At 67.6% G+C, this 21,871-nt stretch carries 22 protein-coding genes; 3 read left to right on the plus strand and 19 right to left on the minus strand.

The window, feature by feature from the left end:
• Positions 1 to 481: 481 nt before the first annotated feature.
• Both JHL17_RS04920 and JHL17_RS04925 read left to right on the plus strand, forming a co-directional pair.
• Positions 482 to 1,180 (plus strand): hypothetical protein, encoded by a 699-nt coding sequence (locus tag JHL17_RS04920; RefSeq protein WP_200190944.1) that lies wholly within the window; start codon positions 482 to 484, stop codon positions 1,178 to 1,180.
• A 201-nt stretch (positions 1,181 to 1,381) separates the two neighbouring features.
• Entirely contained in the window at positions 1,382 to 2,389 is a 1,008-nt protein-coding gene (locus tag JHL17_RS04925) for a LysR family transcriptional regulator (RefSeq protein WP_200190945.1), read from the plus strand.
• A gap of 7 nt (positions 2,390 to 2,396) precedes the next feature.
• Here the strand turns inward: JHL17_RS04925 and JHL17_RS04930 are convergent, their stop codons facing one another.
• The 8 genes from JHL17_RS04930 to deoC form a co-directional block, all read right to left on the minus strand.
• On the minus strand, positions 2,397 to 4,037 hold the full coding sequence (locus tag JHL17_RS04930) for an FGGY-family carbohydrate kinase (RefSeq protein ID WP_200190946.1): 1,641 nt from the start codon (positions 4,035 to 4,037) through the stop codon (positions 2,397 to 2,399).
• Positions 4,038 to 4,058: 21 nt separating this feature from the next.
• Complete coding sequence (gene rbsK, locus JHL17_RS04935) at positions 4,059 to 4,982, minus strand: ribokinase (RefSeq protein WP_200190947.1); 924 nt, start codon at positions 4,980 to 4,982, stop codon at positions 4,059 to 4,061.
• A 30-nt stretch (positions 4,983 to 5,012) separates the two neighbouring features.
• The gene (locus JHL17_RS04940) at positions 5,013 to 6,098 is read right to left on the minus strand and encodes an aldose 1-epimerase family protein (RefSeq protein WP_200190948.1); all 1,086 of its coding nucleotides are present in this window, start codon (positions 6,096 to 6,098) and stop codon (positions 5,013 to 5,015) included.
• 26 nt (positions 6,099 to 6,124) lie between these two features.
• Positions 6,125 to 7,117 carry an ABC transporter permease gene (locus tag JHL17_RS04945; RefSeq protein WP_200190949.1) on the minus strand — a complete coding sequence of 331 codons (993 nt, stop codon included), beginning with the start codon at positions 7,115 to 7,117 and terminating at the stop codon, positions 6,125 to 6,127.
• Between the two features lie 12 nt (positions 7,118 to 7,129).
• Positions 7,130 to 8,107, minus strand: coding sequence for an ABC transporter permease (locus tag JHL17_RS04950; protein WP_012977088.1), 978 nt, complete (start codon positions 8,105 to 8,107; stop codon positions 7,130 to 7,132).
• Positions 8,108 to 8,118: 11 nt separating this feature from the next.
• Positions 8,119 to 9,621 carry a sugar ABC transporter ATP-binding protein gene (locus JHL17_RS04955; protein ID WP_200190950.1) on the minus strand — a complete coding sequence of 501 codons (1,503 nt, stop codon included), beginning with the start codon at positions 9,619 to 9,621 and terminating at the stop codon, positions 8,119 to 8,121.
• 87 nt (positions 9,622 to 9,708) lie between these two features.
• On the minus strand, positions 9,709 to 10,755 hold the full coding sequence (locus tag JHL17_RS04960; RefSeq protein ID WP_109047330.1) for an autoinducer 2 ABC transporter substrate-binding protein: 1,047 nt from the start codon (positions 10,753 to 10,755) through the stop codon (positions 9,709 to 9,711).
• A 183-nt stretch (positions 10,756 to 10,938) separates the two neighbouring features.
• A complete protein-coding gene (deoC, locus tag JHL17_RS04965) occupies positions 10,939 to 11,610 on the minus strand; it encodes a deoxyribose-phosphate aldolase (RefSeq protein ID WP_200190951.1) in 672 nt (223 codons plus the stop codon).
• A gap of 237 nt (positions 11,611 to 11,847) precedes the next feature.
• Between deoC and JHL17_RS04970 the strand changes: the two genes are divergently transcribed.
• Positions 11,848 to 12,615, plus strand: a complete 768-nt coding sequence (locus tag JHL17_RS04970) for a DeoR/GlpR family DNA-binding transcription regulator (RefSeq protein WP_200190952.1) — start codon at positions 11,848 to 11,850, stop codon at positions 12,613 to 12,615.
• 3 nt (positions 12,616 to 12,618) lie between these two features.
• Here the strand turns inward: JHL17_RS04970 and JHL17_RS04975 are convergent, their stop codons facing one another.
• From JHL17_RS04975 to JHL17_RS05025, 11 genes are all read right to left on the minus strand, one after another.
• Positions 12,619 to 13,005 carry a DUF6455 family protein gene (locus JHL17_RS04975; protein WP_200190953.1) on the minus strand — a complete coding sequence of 129 codons (387 nt, stop codon included), beginning with the start codon at positions 13,003 to 13,005 and terminating at the stop codon, positions 12,619 to 12,621.
• A 69-nt stretch (positions 13,006 to 13,074) separates the two neighbouring features.
• Positions 13,075 to 13,821 carry a TetR/AcrR family transcriptional regulator gene (locus tag JHL17_RS04980; RefSeq protein WP_200190954.1) on the minus strand — a complete coding sequence of 249 codons (747 nt, stop codon included), beginning with the start codon at positions 13,819 to 13,821 and terminating at the stop codon, positions 13,075 to 13,077.
• A gap of 79 nt (positions 13,822 to 13,900) precedes the next feature.
• Complete coding sequence (locus tag JHL17_RS04985) at positions 13,901 to 14,515, minus strand: isochorismatase family protein (RefSeq protein ID WP_200190955.1); 615 nt, start codon at positions 14,513 to 14,515, stop codon at positions 13,901 to 13,903.
• Positions 14,512 to 15,558, minus strand: a complete 1,047-nt coding sequence (locus JHL17_RS04990) for a 2,5-dihydroxypyridine 5,6-dioxygenase NicX family protein (protein WP_200190956.1) — start codon at positions 15,556 to 15,558, stop codon at positions 14,512 to 14,514. Before JHL17_RS04990 ends, JHL17_RS04985 begins: the two co-directional genes overlap by 4 nt.
• A 24-nt stretch (positions 15,559 to 15,582) precedes the next feature.
• Positions 15,583 to 16,389: an alpha/beta fold hydrolase gene (locus JHL17_RS04995; protein ID WP_200190957.1), complete on the minus strand. Its 807-nt coding sequence runs from the start codon at positions 16,387 to 16,389 to the stop codon at positions 15,583 to 15,585.
• Between the two features lie 11 nt (positions 16,390 to 16,400).
• Entirely contained in the window at positions 16,401 to 17,156 is a 756-nt protein-coding gene (locus tag JHL17_RS05000; protein ID WP_282189276.1) for a maleate cis-trans isomerase family protein, read from the minus strand.
• 13 nt (positions 17,157 to 17,169) lie between these two features.
• Positions 17,170 to 18,390, minus strand: coding sequence for an FAD-dependent monooxygenase (locus tag JHL17_RS05005; RefSeq protein WP_200190958.1), 1,221 nt, complete (start codon positions 18,388 to 18,390; stop codon positions 17,170 to 17,172).
• A gap of 106 nt (positions 18,391 to 18,496) precedes the next feature.
• Positions 18,497 to 19,255 carry an ABC transporter ATP-binding protein gene (locus JHL17_RS05010; RefSeq protein WP_247893319.1) on the minus strand — a complete coding sequence of 253 codons (759 nt, stop codon included), beginning with the start codon at positions 19,253 to 19,255 and terminating at the stop codon, positions 18,497 to 18,499.
• A complete protein-coding gene (locus JHL17_RS05015) occupies positions 19,252 to 20,040 on the minus strand; it encodes an ABC transporter ATP-binding protein (protein WP_200190959.1) in 789 nt (262 codons plus the stop codon). The genes JHL17_RS05010 and JHL17_RS05015 overlap by 4 nt, the downstream gene beginning before the upstream one ends.
• Positions 20,037 to 20,996 carry a branched-chain amino acid ABC transporter permease gene (locus JHL17_RS05020; RefSeq protein WP_200190960.1) on the minus strand — a complete coding sequence of 320 codons (960 nt, stop codon included), beginning with the start codon at positions 20,994 to 20,996 and terminating at the stop codon, positions 20,037 to 20,039. Before JHL17_RS05020 ends, JHL17_RS05015 begins: the two co-directional genes overlap by 4 nt.
• Before the next feature lies 1 nt (position 20,997).
• A complete protein-coding gene (locus JHL17_RS05025) occupies positions 20,998 to 21,870 on the minus strand; it encodes a branched-chain amino acid ABC transporter permease (RefSeq protein WP_200190961.1) in 873 nt (290 codons plus the stop codon).
• Position 21,871 lies beyond the last annotated feature (1 nt).

A 21,871-nucleotide genomic window follows, 5' to 3' on the forward strand; every position in this document is an offset into this window, starting at 1 on the left:
GGCATGCCCCACCCCCCAGGGCTTCTCTTCTAGCAAAACTCAAAGACACAAGGGGTGCGGCTGGCCAGAGGCCTGGAAATCTCAGTTTGCCCCCCTCACCCCAACCCCTCTCCCGCGAGGGGAGAGGGGCTTTGCTCAACGCCAGACTGCATGAATTGTTGCAAGCGCGAGATCTGTGCATCCCGTAGCGCGAAGGCGGGGATCCAGGCTTTCCCACAAGGTTCGTTCTGCGAACTCTGGATCCCCGCCTTCGCGGGGATGACGGGATATCCTATAAACAAGACTATGTTCCTTCACCCGATTGCCCTGAATAAGCCGGCCACCGGCCGGAAACGGTTCGCCAACGCCGTTCCGAGACCCTCACCCCGCTTGGCTCTGCCCCCTCCACCATCGTCCCGTTCCCGGTTTTCAGAAAACCCGCGGAAAAGGACAAATTTCCTATAATCTTCGCGAAGGTCCCTCCATCCTGCGGAGCAAAGCCATGCCTCTCGCCACCCGTACCCTCGCCGAAGACCGTTTCCCCTGCTGGGCCGAAGAGCCGCCGGTGCCCTCCGAAGGCTTGCTGGTCCCCGGTTCCCAGTTCCACGAGGAGCAATGGATCATGGCCGCCGGCATGCTGTCCCGCGGCAACAGCTTCCTCCAGGTCTCCCGCGCCATGGGCTGCAGCCGCACCACGCTGTGGCGGGCCTATTACGGCTCCAAGGATTTTCGTCACAGGGTGTGGTGGGAGCGGCAGGCGCTGAACCGCGAGGCAGAGTTGCGGCTCTCTTCGCTGCGCATCCTGGTGGCCGAGCAGATCGAGCGGCTGGTCACGGCCGGCGATCCCTCCATCGTCCGCTGGCTGGCCGAACGGCTGGGGTTGTTCGCCGCCTTCGACCTGCCCACCGCCACCCGGCAAGCGGCCCCTCCGTCCGACGATCGGCCAGCCGCCAAACCCGCCCCGAAGCCGGAGGATCCCCCCGCCGTCACCGTCGCCGAACTCGACGACGACATCCCCGGCGACCTGCGCGAGCGCACCCCGCCCGATCCGCGCGCCGTCGCCGCCATCCTTGCCCGCCCGGAGGCGGCAGGCCCCAAGGGTGTCTTCCCCTGGACCCTCAACGAGCATGAGCCCTATCCCAACCTCAACCCCGGCCCGGTGAACCGCCGCGCCGCCGGTCCCTTCACCCGCTCCCGCTGACGCCTCCGCCGGCAGATGCGACATCCGCCGGAAAACGTTCCACGCCGTTCCACCCCCCAGCCGCCGAGATCGCCCAGACGAGGCCACCATGTGACAACCGACGACACCCCTTGAACCGTTCCCGCCCGATTGCTATTCGCCGTTCATCGGTGGACACTTCTCCCGCGCGCCGGGGGCGGGATTGGAAAGGACTGGATCCGTATGGACAAGCTGCATGCGATGCGCGTCTTCATCCGGGTGGTCGAAGCGAACAGCTTCTCGAAGGCGGCGGAAACGCTGGGGCTGCCGCGCGCCTCGGTGACGACGACGGTCCAGAACCTGGAGGCGGCGCTCGGCGTGCGCCTGCTCCAGCGCACCACCCGCAAGCTCAGCCTGACGCTGGACGGCGCTGCCTATCTGGAGGGCGCCAGCCGCATCCTGTCGGAGATCGACGAGATCGAATCCACCTTCACCACCGCGCGCAAGACTCCGCGCGGCCGGCTGCGGGTGGACATGCCGGGCTCCATCGGCCGGCTGGTCATCATTCCTTCGATCCACGAATTCCACGACAAATACCCCGACATCGATTTGATGCTGGGGCTGGGCGACCGCGCCGTCGACCTGATCCAGGAGGGGGTGGACTGCGTCGTCCGCGTCGGCGAGCTGGCGGATTCCAGCCTGCTGGCGCGGCGCATCGGCGCCGTCCAGCAGATCACCTGCGCCAGCCCGGCCTATCTCGCCGAGCATGGCGTGCCGAAGACGATCGAGGATCTGGACCGCCACATCGCGGTGAACTATTTCAGCAACCGCACCGGCCGGAACATGGAGCTCTGCTTCCAGCGCGACGGCGCGGTGGAGGAGGTCACCATGAAGGGCGTCATCTCCGTCAACGACGCCGACGCCTACGTCACCTGCGGGCTGGAAGGGCAGGGCATCCTGCAACCCGCCCGCTTCATGGTTCTGCCGCATCTGCGCAGCGGCGCCCTGCGCGAGGTCCTGTCGGACTGGCGTCCGCCGCGGATGCCGATCTCCGCCGTCTACCCGCACAACCGCCACCTCTCGCCCAAGGTGCGGGTCTTCGTCGACTGGCTGGCCGAACTGTTCGAACGCTGCCCGCTGCTCCAGGGCGAGGAGCTGCCGGGCGACCTGTGCGAGAAACACGAGAAGCAGAAGGCCCAGAAACCCAAGGCGCCGGTGGAGCGGGAGGAGGTGCGCGACTGCGTGATGTGAGGCCGCTTTACCCCGCCGTCTCCATCAGGGCCCGGTAAGCCATCTGGTCCTCGTGCAGCCGCAGGAACACGGCGTATTTGGCGTCGTGATAGGCCCGCATCGGCCCCTCGGCTGGCTTGATGCTGCGGCCGGCGCGGCTCATCCCGGCCATGCCGGCGGCGATGTCGGGGAAGGCGCCGCCCGCCACCGCCCCCAGCACGGCGGCGCCCAGCAGCACCGCCTCCGGCTCCTCCGGCAGGACCAGGGTGCAGCCGGTGGCGTCGGCATGCGCCTCCAGGAACACCGGATTCTTGGTGCCGCCGCCGCAGGCGAGGATGGTGTCGATGGCAAAGCCGCGGCCGTTCATCGCGGCGACGATGTGCCGGGTGCCATAGGCCACCGCCTGCACCGTCGCCAGATAGAGCAGCGCCAGATCCTCCAGCCCGTCGGACAGCCGCAGGCCGGCGATGGTACCGCGCAAACTGGCATCGGCCCGCGGCGAGCGGTTGCCGTGGAAGTCGGGCAGCACATGCAGGTCGCGGGTCAGCAGCGCCATCGGTTCGCCGCTGCGTTCGGCAAGATCCGCCAGTTCCTCGTTCAGCAGTTGGTAGACCGTGGTGCCGCGCTGGGTAGCTTCGGCGGCAAGCTCGCCATGGCGGGGATGGCCCTGCACCACATGGTCGATCAGCGCCCCGGTCGCCGACTGCCCGCCCTCGTTCAGCCACAGCCCCGGCAGCATGGCCGAATGATAGGGGCCCCAGACGCCGGGGATGAAGCGCGGCGCTGCGGGGCTCATCACCATGTGGCAACTCGACGTGCCGCCGATCAGCGCCAGCCGCCGGTCGAAATCGACGGTCCCCGCCGCCTCCAGCGGCACCCCGATCACCCCGATCCCGCCGGCATGGGCGTCGATCATCGAGGTGCCGACCGCGATGCCCGGCGTCAGCCCAAGCTCGCGCGCCGCCTCGGCGGTCAGCCCGCCGGCGACGGCGCTGCCGACCTCGCCGACCTCGGTGCCGATGCGGGCATGCCCCTCATCGACCAGATCGCCCAACCCGATGGCGCGGATATAACCGTCGTCCCAGCGTCCCTCATGCCCCAGATAGGTCCATTTGCACACCAGCGAGCACAGCGACCGCCGTGCCGAGCCGGTCGCCCGCCAGGTCAGGAAGTCCGGGAGGTCGAAGAAATGGGCGGCCCTGCTCCAGCTCGCGGGAAGCCTCTCCTTCAGCCACAGCAGCTTCGGCGTCTGCATCTCCGGCGACAGCCGCCCGCCGACATAGCGCAGCACCTCGTGACTGCCGGCATTGATGCGGTCGGTCTGGTCGATGGCGCGGTGATCCATCCAGACGATGACGTTGCGGGCGTCGTCGCCCTCCGGATCGACCGTCACCGGCCGTCCGGCGGCGTCCAGCACCACCAGCGAACAGGTGGCGTCGAAGCCGATGCCGACCACCTCCGGCGTCTCGGCGCAGGCCGTCAGCGCCTCCCGAACCGCGGCGCAGACGGCGGCCCAGATGTCGTCGGAGGATTGCTCCGCCCACTCCGGATCGGGCTTCCACATCCGGATCGGGCGGGCGGCGGCGGCCAGCCGGCGGCCGGCAAGGTCGAAGATGCCGGCGCGGGCGCTGCCGGTCCCCACATCCACCCCGATCACGGCGCGTGTCATGGCGTTTCCTCCATCCGATGCTTACAGGCTGGCGCAGAAGGCCTCGAACGCCTCGCGGCCGGCATAGGATTTCTGGGTGCCCAGCCGGGTGATGCTGTCGGCGGCATAGCGCACCGCCATGTGCAGCGCCGCATCGAGGTCGCGGTCCTCGACATAATAGCGGGCGAAGCTGCCGATGAAGGCGTCGCCGGCCCCGGTGGTGTCGACCGGCGTCACCCGCACCGGCTCGATCCGCCGCGTCTCCTCGCCCTTGGTCACCAGCAGCGCGCCGCGGGCGCCCAGCGTGACGATCACCGTGCGGATGCCGCGGTCGATCAGCGTGCGCGCCGCCGTCTCGGCCTCCGCCTCCGAGGTCACCGGCAGTCCGGAGATGGTCGCCAGCTCGGTCTGGTTCGGCACCAGGAAGGTGACCTGCTCGATCCGCTTCGGATCGAGGTCGGTGGGGGCGGGGGCCGGGTTCAGCAGGGTCTCGATGCCGTGCCGCGCCCCGAACTCGATGGTGTGGTAGATCGTCTCCAGCGGGACTTCCAGCTGCATGACGATCAGGTCGCAGCCCTTCAGGTCTTCCGCCGCGCGGTCGATGTCGGCCGGCGACAGCAGGGCGTTGGCGCCCTTGATGATCAGGATGCTGTTCTCGCCCGATGGCTCGACGAAGATGGGGGCGACGCCGCTGGAGGTGCCGGGCACCCGCTCGACATGGCGGGTATCGATGCCGGACTCCTCGAAGTTGCGGATGGTGTTGTCGGCGAAGACGTCGTCGCCGACCTTGGTGACCATCATCACCTCGGCGCCCAGCCGGGCGGCGGCGATGGCCTGGTTGGCGCCCTTGCCGCCGCATCCCATCTCGAAGCGCGGCGCCTCGATGGTCTCGCCGGGGCCGGGCATGCGGGCGGTATAGGTGATCAGGTCGACCATGTTGCTGCCGACCACGGCGATCTTGCCCATCTTCGGTTCCTCCTCTTACAGCGCCCTAAATCACAACGCCCGGATGGCGCATTCCTCGGCTTCGGCCTCGTCGGCGGTCAGGTAGCCCAGCCGCACCGAGAAGCGCCGGGTCTCGCCGCCCGCCAGCGTCTGCACATTGCCTTTCGCGCTTTCCGCATTGTAGCCCTCCGGCTCGCAGGTGGAGGGCAGGGCGAAGGCGCAGACCTTCTGGTCGCTGTTGACCAGCACCCAGCGCACCGTCTTGGGGAACTCCCGCGTGCTGTAGGCGATGTGGAAGGCGTCGCCCTCGCGCCGCCGCATCATCACCGCGGTGCCGCCCTCGTCATCGGTGCGCAGGCCGCGGATGTAGAAGACCTGCTCCGGGTCGTAGCGTCCGGGTTCGTCCAGCACCTCCATCACCGCCGGATCGCGGGCGAGGTCGGCCAGCAGCGCGTCATAGGCCGGGCTGCGCGGCACATGGGCCGGCACCACCGTGCGCACCGCCGTCGCCTCCGGTGTGAAGGGGGCGGGCTGGACGATGCGGGCGCCCTCGGCGAAGGCGAAGTTGACGTGGCACATGTACATCAGGTCCATGGCGGCGCCCGACAGGTTCTCCACCGCCATCCCGATGTCGAACAGGGCGGAACCGGGGCGCAGCACCACCCGCGGGCGGGCGACGTAATGGGCGCCGAAGCCCATCACATACTCACGCCGGCCGGTGACCGCCATGTAGGGGCCTTCGTCGTCCTCCCCCACCTCCAGCCCGGCGGCGTCCATCGGCGCGCAGGGCATCTCGCCATGCAGGAGGTGGCTGTCCTGCGGGCCGGGGCAGCCGTTGCGCAGCAGTCCGGAATGGAAGGCGAAGCAGCCGTAGGTGCCGACGATCTCGGTTGCCGGACGCGGCATGTCGAACATGTTCGCCATGGTCAGGTCGACGCCGTCGAACACGGCATCCCACACCATCTGGCCGTAATAGGGCAGCACCACCAGATGCCCGCGCCGGTTGGACAGCCGCACCGCCTCGATCCCGCTGTCGTAACGGAACAGGCTGGCGGTCATGCCGTGCGCCTCGGCGACCGGGCGCTCGGCCTCGCCGAAGAAGCTTTTGCGGAAATGGATGGCGGTTCGGACGCTCATGGGATTTCCTCCCTATCGGAAACCGGCTAGCGGGTGCGGTTCTTGTAGGCGTTGATGGCGATGACCAGCAGAAGGAACGCGCCCCAGATGAAGTCGATCAGGTGGTTGGAGAAGCGCAGGATCTGGAAGCCGCTCGACAGCAGCATCAACGCCGCCACCGCGATGGTGATGCCCAGCACCGTGCCGCGCCCGCCCGCCGGATTTGTCCCGCCCAGCACGGCGATCAGCACCGCCTGCAACAGGTACGAGGTGCCGTAATCCGACTTCGCCGCGTTGGTCCGCCCCGACAGGACGATGCCGGCGACCGAGGCCAGAACGCCGGTCAGCATGTAGCTGTACAGTACCATCCGCTCCCGCTTCAGCCCGGCGAACAGTGCCGCCTTCGGGTTGGTGCCGATCAGCATCAGGTTGATGCCGAGTGCGGTGCGGCTCAGCACGAAGGCGATCAGCGCGGCGATCACCGCGAACAGCACGAAGGGCGTCGCCAGCCCCAGGATCTTGCCGTTGCCGAGGAAGGCCCAGGCGGTGGGGAAGCCGACGATGGCCGGCCCGCCGGTCAGCACGATGGCGAGCCCGGTGAAGACCTGTCCCGTCCCCAGCGTCGCCAGGATCGGCGTGATGCCGAGCCGTGTGATCAGCAGCCCGTTGACCGTCCCCGCCACCAGCCCGGTGCCGAGCGCGATCACCCCGCCCAGCAGGACGGTCAGGATGCCGGCGTCGGCGATGCCGGCCGCTCCCGCCATCTTGTGGAACAGCACGCCGGCCAGGATGCCCGACAGATTGGCGACCCCCACCACCGACAGGTCGATGCCGCCGGTCAGCATGGCGATCATCATCGCGATGGAGAGCAGCCCCAGTTCGGGGAAGATGTAGGTGATCGATTCGAAATTGTAGTAGCGCAGGAATTTGTCGGGGCTGAGCGCCGTCATCACGGCGAAGATCAGCACCGTCATCACCAGAAGCTGGACGATGTTGTTGTCGCGGTTGATCAGGCTGCGGATGTTCATTTGGGTTTTCATACTCCCGCCTCCTCAGGCCGCCCGGCGGCGGTCGCGCCACGCCGACAGCGCGGTCGCGGCGATGACGATCAGACCCACGACGACGAGCTGCCAGGTGGTGTCCACGCGCATGATGATCAGGCTGTTCTTGACCATCACCAGCATGAAGACGCCGAGCATGGTGCCGAGCACGCTGCCCCGCCCGCCGAAGATCGACGCCCCGCCCAGCACCACCGCCGCGATGACGTCCAGCTCCAGCCCGACGAAGTCGCGCGGGTTGGCCAGCCAGATCATGCCGCTGTGCAGGAGGCCGGCAAAGCCGGCCAGCGCGCCGGCAACGCAATAGATGAAGAAGATGGTCTTGCGCAGGTCGAAGCCGGCGCGCCGCGCCGCCTCCGGATCGCCGCCCAGCGCATAGGCGCTGCGGCCGATCATGGTGTAGCGCAGCACCAGATGCATGGCGAGCGCCAGCCCGAGATAGATCAGCACCATCGCCGTCAGGCCGTAGGTGGTGCCGTCGGCCTTGGTCACGCTGACCACGTCGGTGCGGGCGAAGTCGATCAGCGCGGTCGGCATCTTGTTGATGTTGATCATGCTGGTGCCGACGACGCCCAGCAGGAAGCCGCGCACCATGGCGCTGGTGCCCAGTGTCACGATCAGCGGGATCATGCGGAACTTGTAGACGAAGAAGCCGTTCACCGCGCCGAACGCCAGCCCCATCAGGGTGGCGGCCAGCAGCGGCAGCACGACGCCGTTGTAGCCCAACGCCAGCATGCCCTTGATCGTCAGATACATGGCGGCGACGGCGAAGGCCGGGAACGACACGTCGATGCCGCCGGAGATCAGCACCAGCAGAACGCCCATCGCCATGATGCCGATGATCACGTTGCTGCGCATCAGGCTGAACAAATTGTCGAGCTGCCAGAAGGCGGGGTTGATCGTGCCGATGAGGACCATGGCGAGCAGCAGGATGCCCGCGATGACCGTTTCCGACCGGCGGAGCAGGGCCATCGGTTCCTCCCTCAGGTAAAGGTCTTGAGCCGGTCGCTGACCGTCTCTTCGGTGACGGCGGCGGCGGGCAGATCCTCGATGAAGCACCCGCGATGCATCAGCACGATGCGGTTGCAGTTCTGCACCAGCTCCAGCACGTCGTCGGAGATCATCAGGACGGCGAGGCCGTGATGCTGCGCCAGCTCCCGGATCTTGGCGTGGATTTCCGCCTTCGACCCGACATCGACGCCGACGGTCGGGCCGTTCAGGATCAGCACGCGGGCGTCGGTCAGCAGCCAGCGGGCCAGCACCACGCGCTGCTGGTTGCCGCCCGACAGCTGCATCACCGGCTTCTCGGCGGTCGGGGTGGCGATCTGCATGGCGCGGACCATGCCCTGCGTCATCTCCTCCGCTTGGCTGCGGTCGATCACCAGCTTGGGCGCCAGCCGCTCGTAGGAGGTGGCGAGCATGTTGCGCTTGATGCTCTGCGGCAGGAACAGCCCCTCGGTCAGCCGGTCCTCCGGCACATAGGCGATGCCGGCGGCGATGGCCTCCTGGGTCGTGCGCAGCCGAACCGGCGCGCCGTCGATCAGGATTTCGCCCTTATAACCGGGGACCATGCCGAACAGCGCCAGGGCGAGATCGGTGCGGCCGGAACCGAGCAGGCCCGACAGCCCGACGATCTCGCCCGGCCGGATTGCGAGGCTCAAATCCTCGCACTTGCCGGGCACGGTCAGGCCGCGGATCTCCAGTCGGGGCACCGGCGGCGGGCCGGGCGGCGGGGTCCAGGCATAGGGTTCGTTGAGGATGTCGCCGCCGGTCATGTGGCGGGTGATCAGCGCCTCGTCAAAGTCGCCGGTCGGCCCCTCCGCCACCTTGCGGCCGTTGCGGATCACGGTGATGCGCTCGCTGATCTCCAGCATTTCGCGCATCTTGTGGCTGACGAACAGGATGGCGATGCCGCGCGCCTGGATGTCGCGGACGATGCGGAACAGCGTCTCGACCTCCTTGCGGGTCAAGGCCGTGGTCGGTTCGTCCATGATGATCAGGCGGGCGTCGGACATCAGCGCGCGGGCGATGGCGACCAGCTGCTTGCCGGCGGTCGGCAGCGAGGCGACCTCCGCATCGAGATCCAGCTCCACGCCCAGCCGGTCGACCGCCTCGCGGGCGATGGCGCGGGTGCGCCGCCAGTTCATCAGGCGCCGCTTCTCGCCGAGATGGACGTTCATCGCCAGATTTTCGGCGACGGTCAGGTTCCCGAACAGGGAGAAGTCCTGGTAGATGACCTGGACGCCATGGGCGATCGCCTCGATCGGCGTCATCGCAGCGATCGGCTTGCCGTCGATCAGGATCTCGCCGCCGTCCGGCCGGTAGACGCCGGACATGATCTTGATGACGGTGGATTTGCCCGACCCGTTCTCGCCGGCCAGGCAATGGATCTCGCCGGGCTTGATGACCAGCGACATGGCGTCCAGCGCCACGACGCCGGCAAACACCTTCCGGATGTTCCGGAGTTCGATGAAACCGTCCGACATGTCTTCCGCCCGGCGGTTCGAGGAAAGGATGAAGACGCGGGCGCCGGCCGCCGTTCTTCCCGGCCGCCGGCGCCCGCCCTTGGGTCGTCAGAAGTCGTAGGAGCCCATGTTCTCCTTGGTGACGCCGACCCAGCCCTGGCCGTACAGCAGGTTGGCCTTGGCCCCCTGCGGCGTGGTCAGGGCGGTGTAGCCGGGCAGGCCCAGGTTCAGGCCGGCCTTGATCTGGTCCTTTTTGCCGTCCAGCGCCATCACCGCCAGCATGTTCATGGCATAGCCGGCCACCGCCGGATCCCAGAACTGGATGTACTGGATGTCGCCCTGGGTCAGGTACTGGCCGGCCACCGACACCAGACCAGTGCCGGAGAAGAACAGCTTGTTCTTCAGCCCGCGTTCCGCCACCAGACGGCCGGCGCCGGCCGAGGTCGGCATCGGACCGCCGACGATGCCCTTCAGGTCCGGATAGGTGGTCAGGACTTCCTTCAGCTTGTTGTAGTCGGTGTTTGCGTCGTCATAGGTCTCCAGACGGTTAGTCACCATCTGCATCTTCGGGAAATGTTCCTTCTGATAGGCGACGGCGCCGTCGATCCACTCGTTCTGCGACTTCGAGGTCAGGCTGCCGACGGTGCAGACATACTTGCCCTCGCCGCCCATCGCCTTGCCCAGCACTTCCATCAGCTTGGCGCCGTAAGCGAAGTTGTCGAAGGCCTCCAGCACATAGTCGGCGTTCTGGATGTTCGACGCCTCATGCGCGATCACCACAATGCCGCGGTCGCGCGCCTTCTTCAGCACCGGCTCCACCGCCTCGACCGAGAAGGGGACGATGGCGATGGCGTCGACGCCCTGGGCGATCAGGTTCTCGACCAGCTGGACCTGTGCCGCCGCGTCGGCCTGGCTCGGCCCGACCATCCAGGTGTCGTGGCCGGTGTCGCTGGCGAACTGCTTCACGCCGTCGCGCATGCGGTCGAACCAGGCGATGCCGTCGACCTTCACCACGGTGGCGATGGTGTATTTCTTCTTGGTGGCGTCGGACTTCAGCGTCTTGACGGCATCCGGGGTCGGGACCGGATCGGCGGCCATCGCCGGCCCGGCGACCAGCGACGCGGCGACGATGAGCGAGGACAGCAACTTCTTCATGTCGGCGTGACTCCCATGAGAGGCGATGAGCGCCATGCGGTGGGAGAAATCCTCGACCCACCGCCGGTGCCGGGGTGTTTGCCACCCGCTGCGCGTTCCGTTTTTGATGATGCCGTGCCGGGTGGGACGGACGGAACCCCCGCCCGCCCGGCACGCTGTACAGCGTGTGCGCCGCCGTCGGTATCAGCCGCCGATGATCGCCACGCTGGCGCTGGCGCCGATGCGCGAGGCACCGGCCGCGATCATGCGGCGGGCGTCCTCGGTGGTCCGCACCCCGCCCGACGCCTTGACGCCCATGCCGTCGCCGACGGTACGGCGCATCAGCGCCACATCCTCGGCGGTGGCGCCGCCCCCGGCGAAGCCGGTGGAGGTCTTGACGAAATCGGCCCCGGCCTCCTGCGACAGGCGGCAGGCCAGGACTTTCTCCTCGTCGGTGAGCAGGCTGGTCTCGATGATGACCTTCAGCAGGGCGTCGCCGCAGGCTTGGCGGACCGCGGCGATGTCGTCGCGCACCTCGGTTGCCCGACCGGCTTTCAGCAGGCCGATCGGGATCACCATGTCGACCTCACGTGCGCCGTGGCGCACAACCCATTCGGCCTCGTCGGCCTTGATCGCCGTGGGATCGGCGCCGAAGGGGAAGCAGATCACGGCGCAGGGCGCCACCGGCGAGCCGGCCAGCCGGTCGGTCACCAGCGGGATGAAGACGGGGTTGACACAGACCGCCTTGAAGGCGTGCGCGCGCGCTTCGTCGCACAGCCGCTCGACCTCGGCGGGCTGGGCATCGGGGCGCAACAGGGTGTGGTCGATGAACGGAGCCAGACCGGCCGCATCGGCCGGAACGCTGGGTATCGGCATCTTGGTCCTCCCGGGGAGCCCCTTGTCCTTGGGGGCTCTCCTCGATTGTCGCCGGGATGCCGACACCGCATCCAAATCCGTTGCGATGTTAACATCCTAACATTTTCTGAAAGGATAGTTCCATGCTGTCGCAGGATGTGTCAAGATCAATACATAGGATTGTGATCTTGACCACGGCCATCCCGTTCACGGCCCGATGCCATCGGGATTAACTCGCCTGGATTGCGGGATTTGGACATGTCGATGAGAAGAGCCGAGCGTCTGAACCGGTTGCAGTCCACCCTTGATGCCGGCGGCTATCTCCGATTGAAGGATGCCGCCCATCTGCTGGGCGTCTCGGAGATGACGGTGCGGCGCGACATTGCGTCCTGCGGCGGCCGCTTCGCCTATCTCGGCGGCTACATCGCCGGCGGGCCGGAGAGCGCCGGGGGGATGGGATACATCCTGGACCGCGAGCGGGACGCCCACATCGAGATGAAGCGGGCCGCCTGCGACGCGGCGGCGACCCTGTTGAAACCGGGGGAGACGGTGTTCATCGACTGCGGCACCACCACCACCCATCTCGCCAGCCGCATCCCGGCCGAAAGCCGGATCACCGTGGTCTGCTACGCCATGAACATTGCGGAGATCGTCTGCAGGAAGCCGGGCGTGCGCGTGGTCATGCTGGGCGGCCTCTACCATGCCTCCTCGGCGTCCTTCTCCAGCCCGGAGTCACTGGAGATGCTGCGCGGCATCGGCATCAACACCGCCTTCATCTCGGCCGGCGGCGTGCATGAATCGCTGGGGATCAGCTGCTCGAACTTCCACGAAGTGGAGATCAAGCAGACCGCCATCGCCAATGCGGTGACCAAGGCGCTGGTGGTCGACAGCAGCAAATTCGGCCAGGTCAAGCCGGCCTTCTTCGCCAAGCTCGACAGCTTCGACTTCCTGTGCTGCGACGACGGGCTGGAGTCCGCGCGGGCGGAGCGGCTGGCAGCGGCAGGGGTGCACGTTGTCCCGGCCTGAACGCTACCTCAAGGAGGCGATGGTCGATCGGTTCGGGCAGAGCTGCTCATGCTCCCCGCCGGCGCCGCCGGCCAGCAACCGGGCGCAGTCGCGCGCCTTGCGGCACTGCATGCACACCCGCAGGAGATCCCGCATGACGTCGCCGTGGTCGGCCTCCAGTGCCGGAGCGTCGATGCCGTGCAGGGCGAGTGCTGCCGGCAGCAGGATCCGCGCATGGGTGCCCCGGGAGACGGCCGCCAGATCGCTCTCCGCCAGCCCGGCCTCCTGCAGCACCGCCTTGCGGTCGAGCGGCTCCAGCGAGGCCAGCACCCGCATCTCCCGTCCGGTCCGCCACCGGTCGAGCAAGGCGGCGTAGCGGCCTTTGGGGGTGATGGACAGGGAAGTCGGCATGGCGGGATGTCCTTGAATTAATCACTCGATTAATATCGCAGGACCGAGCCGGGGAGGCCTTGATCTGGATCAGTTCCGGGGTGGCGGAGCCACCATGCCGGCGGTGACGAAGCTGGTGATGGCGTTCAGGATCTCGTCCGGATCGTCCAGATTGCAGATGCCCGGCGCCATCTCCTCCAGCCGGTGGGTGTCGGAGAAGGCGTAGAGATAGGCGCCGATCATCAGCGTCATCCGCCAATAGACGTCCTTCGCCGCCAGATGCGGCAGCGCTTCGCGCAGGGCGTCGGTGAAGCTGCGGGTAGAGGCCTCGTAGGCCTCGTTGCGCAGCTTGTAGGAAATCTCCGGCGGTTCGGTGTGAAGGCGCGCCTGCAGCCGCATGAACGTGCGGCCGGCTTCCGTCGCCCGCATCGACAGGGCCGGCATCAGGAAGGCGCGGACGATGTCGTCTACCGCCGGCGGCTTACCGGTCTGGCGCAAGGCTTCCAGCCGCTGCACCCGGTCTTCCGAAATCTGCCGCCCGCGCCGCAGGAAGACCTCTTCGAACAGCCCGTATTTGGAGCCGAAATAATAATTGATCAGCGCCTGCGTCACCTGGGCGGCGTCGGCGACGTTGCGCAGGCTGGTGCCGGCATAGCCGAGGTTGGCGAACTCGATCTCCGCCGCGTCGAGGATCTCGTCGCGCACGTTGCTGATGCCTTCCGGCCGTCCGGGACCGGCCCGGCGGCGTTGCGGCGGGCGCCCCCGCTTGCCTGCCGTCTCCGGAGCCGCCGCTTCCGGATGTGCCGCCGCCTTCGACTGTGAGCGTACTGATTTCATGGAATCCGCGGAGGGTTCGTCCCTGTCGCGGAGACGTATAACATCTTTGGGCAAGGGCACATCCACTCCTTTCACCCCGTCAAAGCGTCAGCACACGCTCGGCGGGTACGACGTCGCCGTATTTCTGGGCGATGTCGAACAGATTGGCCTCGTGCGGAGCGATGGCCCGGTCGCCGACGCAGTCGGACAGCACCACCGGCCGGAAGCCGTGGCACATGGCGTCGACCACGCTGGCCCGCACGCATCCCGAGGTGGTGCAGCCGGCGACCAGCAGCGTCTCCACCCCTTTCTGCGTCAGCCAGGGGGCGAGGCCGGTGCCGAAGAACGCCGATGGGTTGGTCTTGCGCACCACCAGTTCTCCGGCGGCCGGCGTCAACTCCGGAACGATGGCGCTGGCCGGGGCGTCCTCCGTCAGCGTCAGCATACCCGGAACCTTGATCGAGAAGACCGTGGCGTCCGATCCGTCGTCGGCATAGACGATCCGGCTGTGGGCGACCGGCCAGCCGCGCTTGCGCGCCTCGCCCAGCACCGTCACCGTCCGCGCGATGGCGGGGGCGATGTTGCCGCCGCCGAACACCGCCGGGTCGGCGAAGCCGTTGACGAAATCGACGATCAGCAGGCCGATCCGGCCCTGGATGCCCAGCGACCGGCCGAAGCCCTGGCGCTCGTAGACCGCTTGTGTCGGCTCGCTCATGCCACCGTCTCCTGTTCGAGGAGGCGGCCGCTTCGGACCACCTCGCGCCCGTCCAGCCGGACGGTGCAATTGCGCATGGGGATGTCGATGTGGCAGGCGGTGGTGCGCGATCCGCCGCCCTCGTTGTTCGGCCCCATCGAGAACAGGAAGTTGCCGGCGAAGGCACGGGCGTCCATGCCGATGGTGCCCTCACGGTCGTAAAGGCCGAGCGTCGACCAGCGCGCCCGCTTCTGCAGCCCCCAGCCGACATGGGAGACGGCATAGGCCTCCCGGTCGTCGAAGACCTCCATGTAGTCGTTCAGCAGGTCGGCATCCATGCCGCCGGTGATCGCAGTGACGTAGCCCTTTTCGACAACCATCTCGATGCGGTCGGTGACGTAGGACTTCATCGGGAGCAGGATGTCGCCGCGCTCCAGCACGACGCGGCCCTCCGCCTTGCCCTCGTTGGGGAAGGTCAGGCTGAAGCCGCTCGGCCAATGGTCCCAGCGGCCGGGCTCGTCGACGAAGCCGTATTCCTGGATCGCCGGGAACTCGCCCAGCGGCAGCCGCAGATCGGTGCCGGCGGACGAGGTCACCGTCATCTCCTTCGTCCCCGCCAGCAGGGCGGCGGCCTCGGCGACGCGGGCCTTGTCCTCCAGGCTGGGCAACAGGCGGACCAGCACCTCCGGCGGCTCGACGGCCAGCAGGATGCGGGTGCCGCTCTCCAGGATTTCCGCCTGCTCGGGCGAGAACAGCAGCGTCATCAGGTCGAGAACGATGTCGCTTTCCTTCAGCGCCGCGATGGCGGCGCGGTTCCCGGTCAGCGGCGTGGTGCCGAGATAGGCCAGGCTGTCGCGGCTGTGCGCGAACTCGGCGTTCATCGGCGGCAGGTCGAGCCGGTTTACCACCGCCCCCATCATCCCGGCGGCGATCCGCGCGGTCTGCAGGGTCTGCGGATGGGTGTTGGCGCTGGTCAGCAGGGTGACTGTGTTTCCGGGCTTCAGATTCGACAGGGTGAGGACATGGGTCCAGGCGCGGACCATGTCGGCATCGCTGACGGACATCGCGGGGGTCCTTTCGGTTGGAGGTCAGACCGGCTTGCCGAGGAAATCGCCGAATGCGCGGTAGAAGCCTTCCTCATCGTCCCAGGGGATCATGTGGCCGGCATTCTCTACCCGAACCACGCCGATGGCCGGGTTAAGATCGCGGATTTCCGCCTCCTCCTCCGACAGGATCACGCCCCCGCGGCCGGCGGCGATCAGCAGGGCCGGGCAGTGCAGGCGCGGGAGGTCGGCGTGGATGTCGTCCGTCCGGAAGCCCTCATAGGCGGTGACGATGGCCCGCTCGTCGCAGGTATGCAGCCATTCGGCGCGCAGGCGCAGCTGCTCGTCGGTCCAAGTAGGGCAGAAGGGACGCATCGCCTCCAGATCGGCGCCCTGCGTCATCAGGCGGATGGAATCGACATACCAGGGGAGTTGCGCCGGATAGGGGCGGCGGCCCGGTCCCGACACCGGCGGATCGACCATGACGAGGCAGCCGGGTTCCGCCCCATGACGGCTGACGGAGCGCAAGCCGATGCGGGCGCCCATCGAGTGACCGACCAGCGCATAGTCCGCCAGACCCAGTTCCGCCGCGAAGGCGGCGACGTCCGCGGCCATGGCGTCCAGCCCATAGTCGAGCGTATCCGAGGTTTCCGACAGGCCGCGGCCCCGGGCGTCCAGCACATAGGTATCGAAGCCCTTGCCGAAGCGTTCGGCGACGAAGCCCCAGGTCGGAGCCGGGCTGGTGATGCCCGGCACGATCACCACCGGACGGCCGGCGCCGCCGTAGCGCAGGTAATGCTGGCGAATGCCGTTGGCACGGACGTTGGCTCCGTATTGGAAGGTGCTGCTCATGCCGCCCTCCCTCAATAGGCGCCGGAGAGAAGGGCACCGGCACCGGGCACCGCCGTCTTCAGGCCCAGCGCCTTCAGCATGGCGTAGGTGGTGGCGGCGGCGGCGGTGACCACCGGCTTGCCGGTCATCGCCTCGACCTTCGCGATCACCGGCAGCGACGGCATCTGGACGCAGGCCGACAGCACGATGGCGTCGACGTTGCCGGTGTCCATGCCGGCGACGATCCCGGGGAGGTTTTCGGGATCGTGGCGACCGACGGCGATATTGTCGGGGATCTCCAGCGCCCGCCAGTCGGCGACCTCGACCCCTTCCTGCTCGATGTAGTCGATGACCAGCTTGGTCAGCGGTTTCATGTAGGGGGCGACCAAGGCGATCCGTTTGGCACCGATGACGGGGAGCGCATCGACCAGCGCACCGGCGCTGGTGATGACCGGGGCCGGTGCGCCGTTCTCCGCGGTGCGGCCCTGGAGGCGTTCCTGCGAGACGCGGTGATAGCCGCGGCCCATGCTCATGATCGCGACCAGGCAGGCGTAGCCCAGCACGTCGACGCGGGCGTCGGTCAGTTCGAGCGCGCAACGGTCGGACTCGCCGTCCATCGCCGCCAGCTCCTCCTTCGCCACCGTCTTCATGCGCATGCGGCTGGAGTGGAAGGTGAAGCGTGTGCCGTGCGCCAGCGCATGGGCGGTCAGCATCGCCGGAATCTCCGTCTCCATCGTCGTGTTGGAGCTGGGGACGATCTGGCCGATGCGATAGGTGCGGATGGTCATTGCGGTGCGGTCCTCAGGCGGCGAGTTCGGAAGCGGCGGCGACGCCGGGGCGGAACTTGCGGGCGTCGTACTCGTAGACCCAGTTGGCCTGGATGCCGGTGGCCTGCGGGTTGATCAGGCCGCGCAGCCAATAGACGAAGTCGCGCTTGGCCTGGGCGAACGGGGAGGGCAGGTGGTAGGTCCGCCCGCGCTCCCGCGCCTCCAGCTGGACCCGGCTGGTGCGGGGCAGCCGCTCGCGCTCGTAGTCGCGCAGGGCGGAGGCGACGTCGTGGCCATGGCCGTCCAGCGAGGCGGCGAGCACATAGGCGTCCTCGATCGCCATCGCCGCACCTTGCGACAAAAAGGGCAGCATCGGGTGGGCGGCGTCGCCCATCAGCGTCACTCGGCCCTTCGACCAGCCTGTCATCGGATCCCGGTCGAATAGGCCCCATTTGTAGACGGTGTCCACCCGCTGGAAGAGCGTCTCGACATTGCGGTGCCAACCCTGGAAGGCGTTCAGCAACTCGTCGCGGCTGCTGGGCGCGTTCCAGTTTTCCTCCACCCACTCGCTGGTCTCGGCGACCGCGACGATGTTCACCGCCTCGCCACCGCGGACATAGTAAGTGACGACATGGCTCTTCGGCCCGAACCAGAAGGACGCCTCCGGCGCCACGAAATCCACCGGGCCGCCGACCGGCACCACCGCGCGGTAGCACATGTGGCCGGTAAATCTTGGCGCCTCTGGTCCAAACAGTGCGGCCCGTACGGCGGAACGCACGCCGTCTGCGCCGACGATCAGGTCGGCCTCGTACTCGCTGCCGTCGTCGAAGGTGGCGACGGCACCGTTCGGCTCCTGCCGGACGCCGGTGCAGCTGACCCCGAAGGTCGCAACGGACTCCGGCACCACCGAGGCGAGGATGGCATGCAGGTCGGCCCGGTGGATGTGGATGAAGGGCGCGTCATACAGGGTCGGGCAGTCGGTCAGCGGCGTACGGAAATTCTCCCGTGCCGTGCGCCAGTTGCGGCCGGCCAAAGCCTGCGGCAGGAAGCCGGCCTCCAGCATCTTGTCGAGCAGCCCCAGGGTCTTGATCACCTTGACGGCGTTCGGCGTCATCTGGATGCCGGCGCCGATTTCGCCGAAACCGGGGGCGCGCTCGAACAGGCGCACCTCGAAGCCCCGTTGCAGCAGGCAGCCGGCCAGCGCAACGCCGCCGATGCCGCCGCCGACGATTCCGATACGCGGTTTGCTTCTCACTATACCCTCCAAGGAATCGGCCAATTATTAATCGGCCGTTCGTTTAATTAACTTCTGCGCTCAATGCCAGCGATTTGGCGCCGATGGTTCGGGGGTTTCTCGGCGCTCAGCCGCCCAGATAGGCCTTCAGCAGCTCCGGGTCCCCGCGCAGTTCCGCGGCAGGGCGGGCGGCGGCAATGCGGCCGGTCTTGACCACATAGGCGCGGCTGGCGACGGCCAGGGCGTTGTGGATGTTCTGCTCGACCAGCAGCACAGTCACGCCATGGGCGTTGATGGCGCGCACCACGTCGAACACCTCGTCGGCCATGCGCGGACTGAGGCCCAGGCTGGGCTCGTCCAGCATCAGCAGGCGCGGTTCCGACATCAGCGCGCGGGCGATGGCCAGCATCTGCTGCTCGCCGCCGCTGAGCGTACCCGCCATTTGCCTGGCCCGTTCGCGCAGGCGCGGAAAGCGATGGAAGGCCATGCCCATGCGGGTGCGCACCTCCTCTTTCGACCGGCAGAGATAGGCGCCGAGCGCGATGTTCTCCTCCACCGTCATGCCCGACCAGACGTGGCGTTCCTCCGGGCAATGGGCGATGCCGGCGGCGACGATCTCTTCCGGCGGGCGGTTGGCGATCGGTTTTCCGTTCCAGGCGATGCTTCCCGACCGCGCCTTCAGCAGGCCGGAGATAGCGCGCAGCGTGGTGCTCTTGCCGGCGCCGTTGGCGCCGATCAGCGCCACCGTCTCCCCGGCATGGACGTCGAGCGAGATGCCGTGCAGCGCCGCGGTGCTGCCGTAGGAGACATGCAGGTCCCGCACCCGCAGCACCGGTTCTGTTCTGCCTGCGACCGCGTCCGGGGCGTCCATCGTGATGGCGCTCATGCCGCCGCCTTGCCGAGATAGGCCTCGGCGACCTTCGGGTTGTCCAGGATCTCGCGCGGCTCGCCTTCCGCCAGCATCTGGCCGAAGTTCAGCACGACGATGCGGTCGCACACGCCCATCACCAGCTCCATGTTGTGTTCGACGATCAGCAGCGACTGCACGGCCTTGCCGATCAGCGTCTTCAGCGTCTCACCGAACAGCATGGCCTCGTGGCTGTTCAGTCCGGCGGCCGGTTCGTCCAGCATCAGCAGGGTCGGCTTGGCTGCCAGCGCCACGGCGACCTCCAGCAGGCGCAGCTCGCCGCAGGACAGCAGATGCGCCGGGGCGTTCATGCGGCGGGACAGGCCCATGGTCTCGACGATGGCCGCCGCACTCTCCCGTGCCTCGCGTTCGGCGCGGCGGACCTTCTCGCCGGGAAAGAAGGTGGCGAGCAGCGATTGCCGGCCTTCCATGTAATGCCCGGTCAGCACATTCTCGAAGACCGTCAGCCGCTTCATCACGTTGGTCTTCTGGAAGCTGCGGATCAGGCCGAGCCGCGCGATGGCGTGCGGCCTGTGGCTGGTGATATCGGTGCCCTTGAAAAATACCCGGCCTTCGGTCGGTGCGTAGAAGCCGGTCAGCATGTTGAAGCAGGTGGTCTTGCCGGCGCCGTTGGGGCCGATCAGCCCGACGATCTCGCCGGGAGCAACCGCGAACGCCACCTGCTTCACCGCGGTGATGCCGCCGAAGCGCATCGTCAGGTTCTCGGCCCGCAGGAGCGGTTCGGTCATGCGGAGGGCGGTCATACGGTGCGCTCCTCGATGGCGGGGGAAAGGGACGGGGCGTCGCCGCGCTGTTCGCGGCGCCGGGCGACGAAGCCCATCAGGCCGTTGGGCAGGAACAGCACGATCGCCATGACGATCAGCCCGAACAGCGAGAGGCGCAGCTCCTGCAACTCGCGCAGATATTCCTCCAGCAGGGTGACGATGACCGCACCCACCACGGGACCCAGCAGCGTGCCCTTGCCGCCCATCAGCACCATGATGATGATCGTCGCCATGAACGAGAAGCGGAACACCTCCGGGCCGACGAAGGAGATGTAGAAGGCATAGAAGCCGCCAGCCAATCCTGCCAGGAAGGCGCCCAGCACGAAGGCCTGCATGGCGGTGCCGAAGGGGTTCACGCCGATCGACTGTGCGACGTAACGGTTCTCTCGCACCGCCACGGCGGCGCGGCCGGCGTTGGAATAGACGAAGCGGTAGGACAGGTAGAAGGTCACCGCCGCCAGCCCGAGAACGATGGCGAGGAAGACGGTCTTGTCGGCGATCCCGCCCTGGCCGACCCCGGCCAACCCCATCGGGCCGTTGGTCAGGCCGATCCAGTTGTTGGCGACGATGCGCAGCACCTCGGCGAAGGACAGGGTCACGATGACGAAATAGGGGCCCTGCAGGCGCAGCGTGATGGCACCGATGGCGAGACCGAACAGGGCGGCCACCACGCCCGCCGCCGGCACCGCCGCCCACATAGGCCAGCCGGCATTCACCGACAGCAGTGCCGCGGTGTAGGCGCCGGTGCCGAGGAAGGCGGTGTGGCCGAGCGAGAATTCGCCGACATAGCCCACCACCAGATTCAGGCTGTTGGCGAGGATGGCGTAGAAGATCGCCATGACGGCGAGGTGCAGGACGTACTGGTCGGTGACCGCGAAGGGCAGCAGCGCCGCCAGGACCCCGAGGGCGAGGAGGATGTTGCGTTCGAGCGTCATGTCAGGCCCTCTCCGCCCGGATCGAGAAGAGACCCTGCGGCCGCAGCACCAGGATCAGGATGACCAGCAGGAAGCCGATGATATCGACCATGCCGGTGGCGACGTAGCCGCCCCACAGTGCCTCGGCGACGCCCAGCAGCAGGCCTCCGGCGATGGCACCGGGGAAGCTGCCCATACCGCCCAGGATCACCACGACGAAGCTCTTCAGGCTGACCAGCCCGCCGACCGACGCCTGGGCCGAATAGATGCTGGCCAGCAGCATGCCTGACAGCGCCGACAGGGTGCAGCCGAGCGCGAAGGTCGCGGCATAGACCTGCTTGGTGCGGATGCCGGCCAGGCTGGCGGCCATCGGGTCCTGGAAGGTGGCGCGCATGGCGCTGCCCAGCCGGGTGCGATGGATGATGGCGTGCGCGCCGAAGATCAGCGTGACGCCGATGGCCATGGCGAGCAGACGCATCTTGGTGATGGTGACCGGGCCGAGGAAGATCGGCCCCTCGGTGATGGCGCGGGTGACCTTGAGCGGCGCCGGGCCGATGGCGAGGAGGGTGATGTTGACCAGGAAGATCGACAGTCCGATGGTCAGCAGGATGCCCGGCTCCTCGCCCTGGCCGCGGACGCGCTCGATCAGGAAGCGGTCCACCACCCAGCCGAAGCCGCCCATAGCCAGCGCCACCAGCACCAGCCCCGAGAAGAAATCGAGCCCGAGGTAGGTGGTGGCGAACCATCCGACCACGCCGCCCAGCATGTAGAATTCGCCATGGGCGAAGTTGACCACCCGCATCAGGCCGAAGATCAGCGTCAGTCCCAGCGCCGACAGCGCATAGAAGACGCCGACCACCAACCCGTTCGTCAGAAATTGCAGGAACAGATCCATT

The sequence above is a fragment of the Azospirillum endophyticum genome (genome assembly GCF_016595245.1).
Classification (GTDB): Bacteria; Pseudomonadota; Alphaproteobacteria; order Azospirillales; family Azospirillaceae; genus Azospirillum; species Azospirillum endophyticum.

What these genes read in the sequence shown, in the direction of transcription:
- JHL17_RS04920 (WP_200190944.1), top strand. Translation starts at nt 482, where the DNA reads ATGCCTCTCGCCACCCGTACCCTCGCCGAAGACCGTTTCCCCTGCTGG.
- JHL17_RS04925 (WP_200190945.1), top strand. Translation starts at nt 1,382, where the DNA reads ATGGACAAGCTGCATGCGATGCGCGTCTTCATCCGGGTGGTCGAAGCG.
- JHL17_RS04930 (WP_200190946.1), bottom strand. Translation starts at nt 4,037, where the DNA reads ATGACACGCGCCGTGATCGGGGTGGATGTGGGGACCGGCAGCGCCCGC.
- rbsK (WP_200190947.1), bottom strand. Translation starts at nt 4,982, where the DNA reads ATGGGCAAGATCGCCGTGGTCGGCAGCAACATGGTCGACCTGATCACC.
- JHL17_RS04940 (WP_200190948.1), bottom strand. Translation starts at nt 6,098, where the DNA reads ATGAGCGTCCGAACCGCCATCCATTTCCGCAAAAGCTTCTTCGGCGAG.
- JHL17_RS04945 (WP_200190949.1), bottom strand. Translation starts at nt 7,117, where the DNA reads ATGAAAACCCAAATGAACATCCGCAGCCTGATCAACCGCGACAACAAC.
- JHL17_RS04950 (WP_012977088.1), bottom strand. Translation starts at nt 8,107, where the DNA reads ATGGCCCTGCTCCGCCGGTCGGAAACGGTCATCGCGGGCATCCTGCTG.
- JHL17_RS04955 (WP_200190950.1), bottom strand. Translation starts at nt 9,621, where the DNA reads ATGTCGGACGGTTTCATCGAACTCCGGAACATCCGGAAGGTGTTTGCC.
- JHL17_RS04960 (WP_109047330.1), bottom strand. Translation starts at nt 10,755, where the DNA reads ATGAAGAAGTTGCTGTCCTCGCTCATCGTCGCCGCGTCGCTGGTCGCC.
- deoC (WP_200190951.1), bottom strand. Translation starts at nt 11,610, where the DNA reads ATGCCGATACCCAGCGTTCCGGCCGATGCGGCCGGTCTGGCTCCGTTC.
- JHL17_RS04970 (WP_200190952.1), top strand. Translation starts at nt 11,848, where the DNA reads ATGTCGATGAGAAGAGCCGAGCGTCTGAACCGGTTGCAGTCCACCCTT.
- JHL17_RS04975 (WP_200190953.1), bottom strand. Translation starts at nt 13,005, where the DNA reads ATGCCGACTTCCCTGTCCATCACCCCCAAAGGCCGCTACGCCGCCTTG.
- JHL17_RS04980 (WP_200190954.1), bottom strand. Translation starts at nt 13,821, where the DNA reads ATGAAATCAGTACGCTCACAGTCGAAGGCGGCGGCACATCCGGAAGCG.
- JHL17_RS04985 (WP_200190955.1), bottom strand. Translation starts at nt 14,515, where the DNA reads ATGAGCGAGCCGACACAAGCGGTCTACGAGCGCCAGGGCTTCGGCCGG.
- JHL17_RS04990 (WP_200190956.1), bottom strand. Translation starts at nt 15,558, where the DNA reads ATGTCCGTCAGCGATGCCGACATGGTCCGCGCCTGGACCCATGTCCTC.
- JHL17_RS04995 (WP_200190957.1), bottom strand. Translation starts at nt 16,389, where the DNA reads ATGAGCAGCACCTTCCAATACGGAGCCAACGTCCGTGCCAACGGCATT.
- JHL17_RS05000 (WP_282189276.1), bottom strand. Translation starts at nt 17,156, where the DNA reads ATGACCATCCGCACCTATCGCATCGGCCAGATCGTCCCCAGCTCCAAC.
- JHL17_RS05010 (WP_247893319.1), bottom strand. Translation starts at nt 19,255, where the DNA reads ATGAGCGCCATCACGATGGACGCCCCGGACGCGGTCGCAGGCAGAACA.
- JHL17_RS05015 (WP_200190959.1), bottom strand. Translation starts at nt 20,040, where the DNA reads ATGACCGCCCTCCGCATGACCGAACCGCTCCTGCGGGCCGAGAACCTG.
- JHL17_RS05020 (WP_200190960.1), bottom strand. Translation starts at nt 20,996, where the DNA reads ATGACGCTCGAACGCAACATCCTCCTCGCCCTCGGGGTCCTGGCGGCG.
- JHL17_RS05025 (WP_200190961.1), bottom strand. Translation starts at nt 21,870, where the DNA reads ATGGATCTGTTCCTGCAATTTCTGACGAACGGGTTGGTGGTCGGCGTC.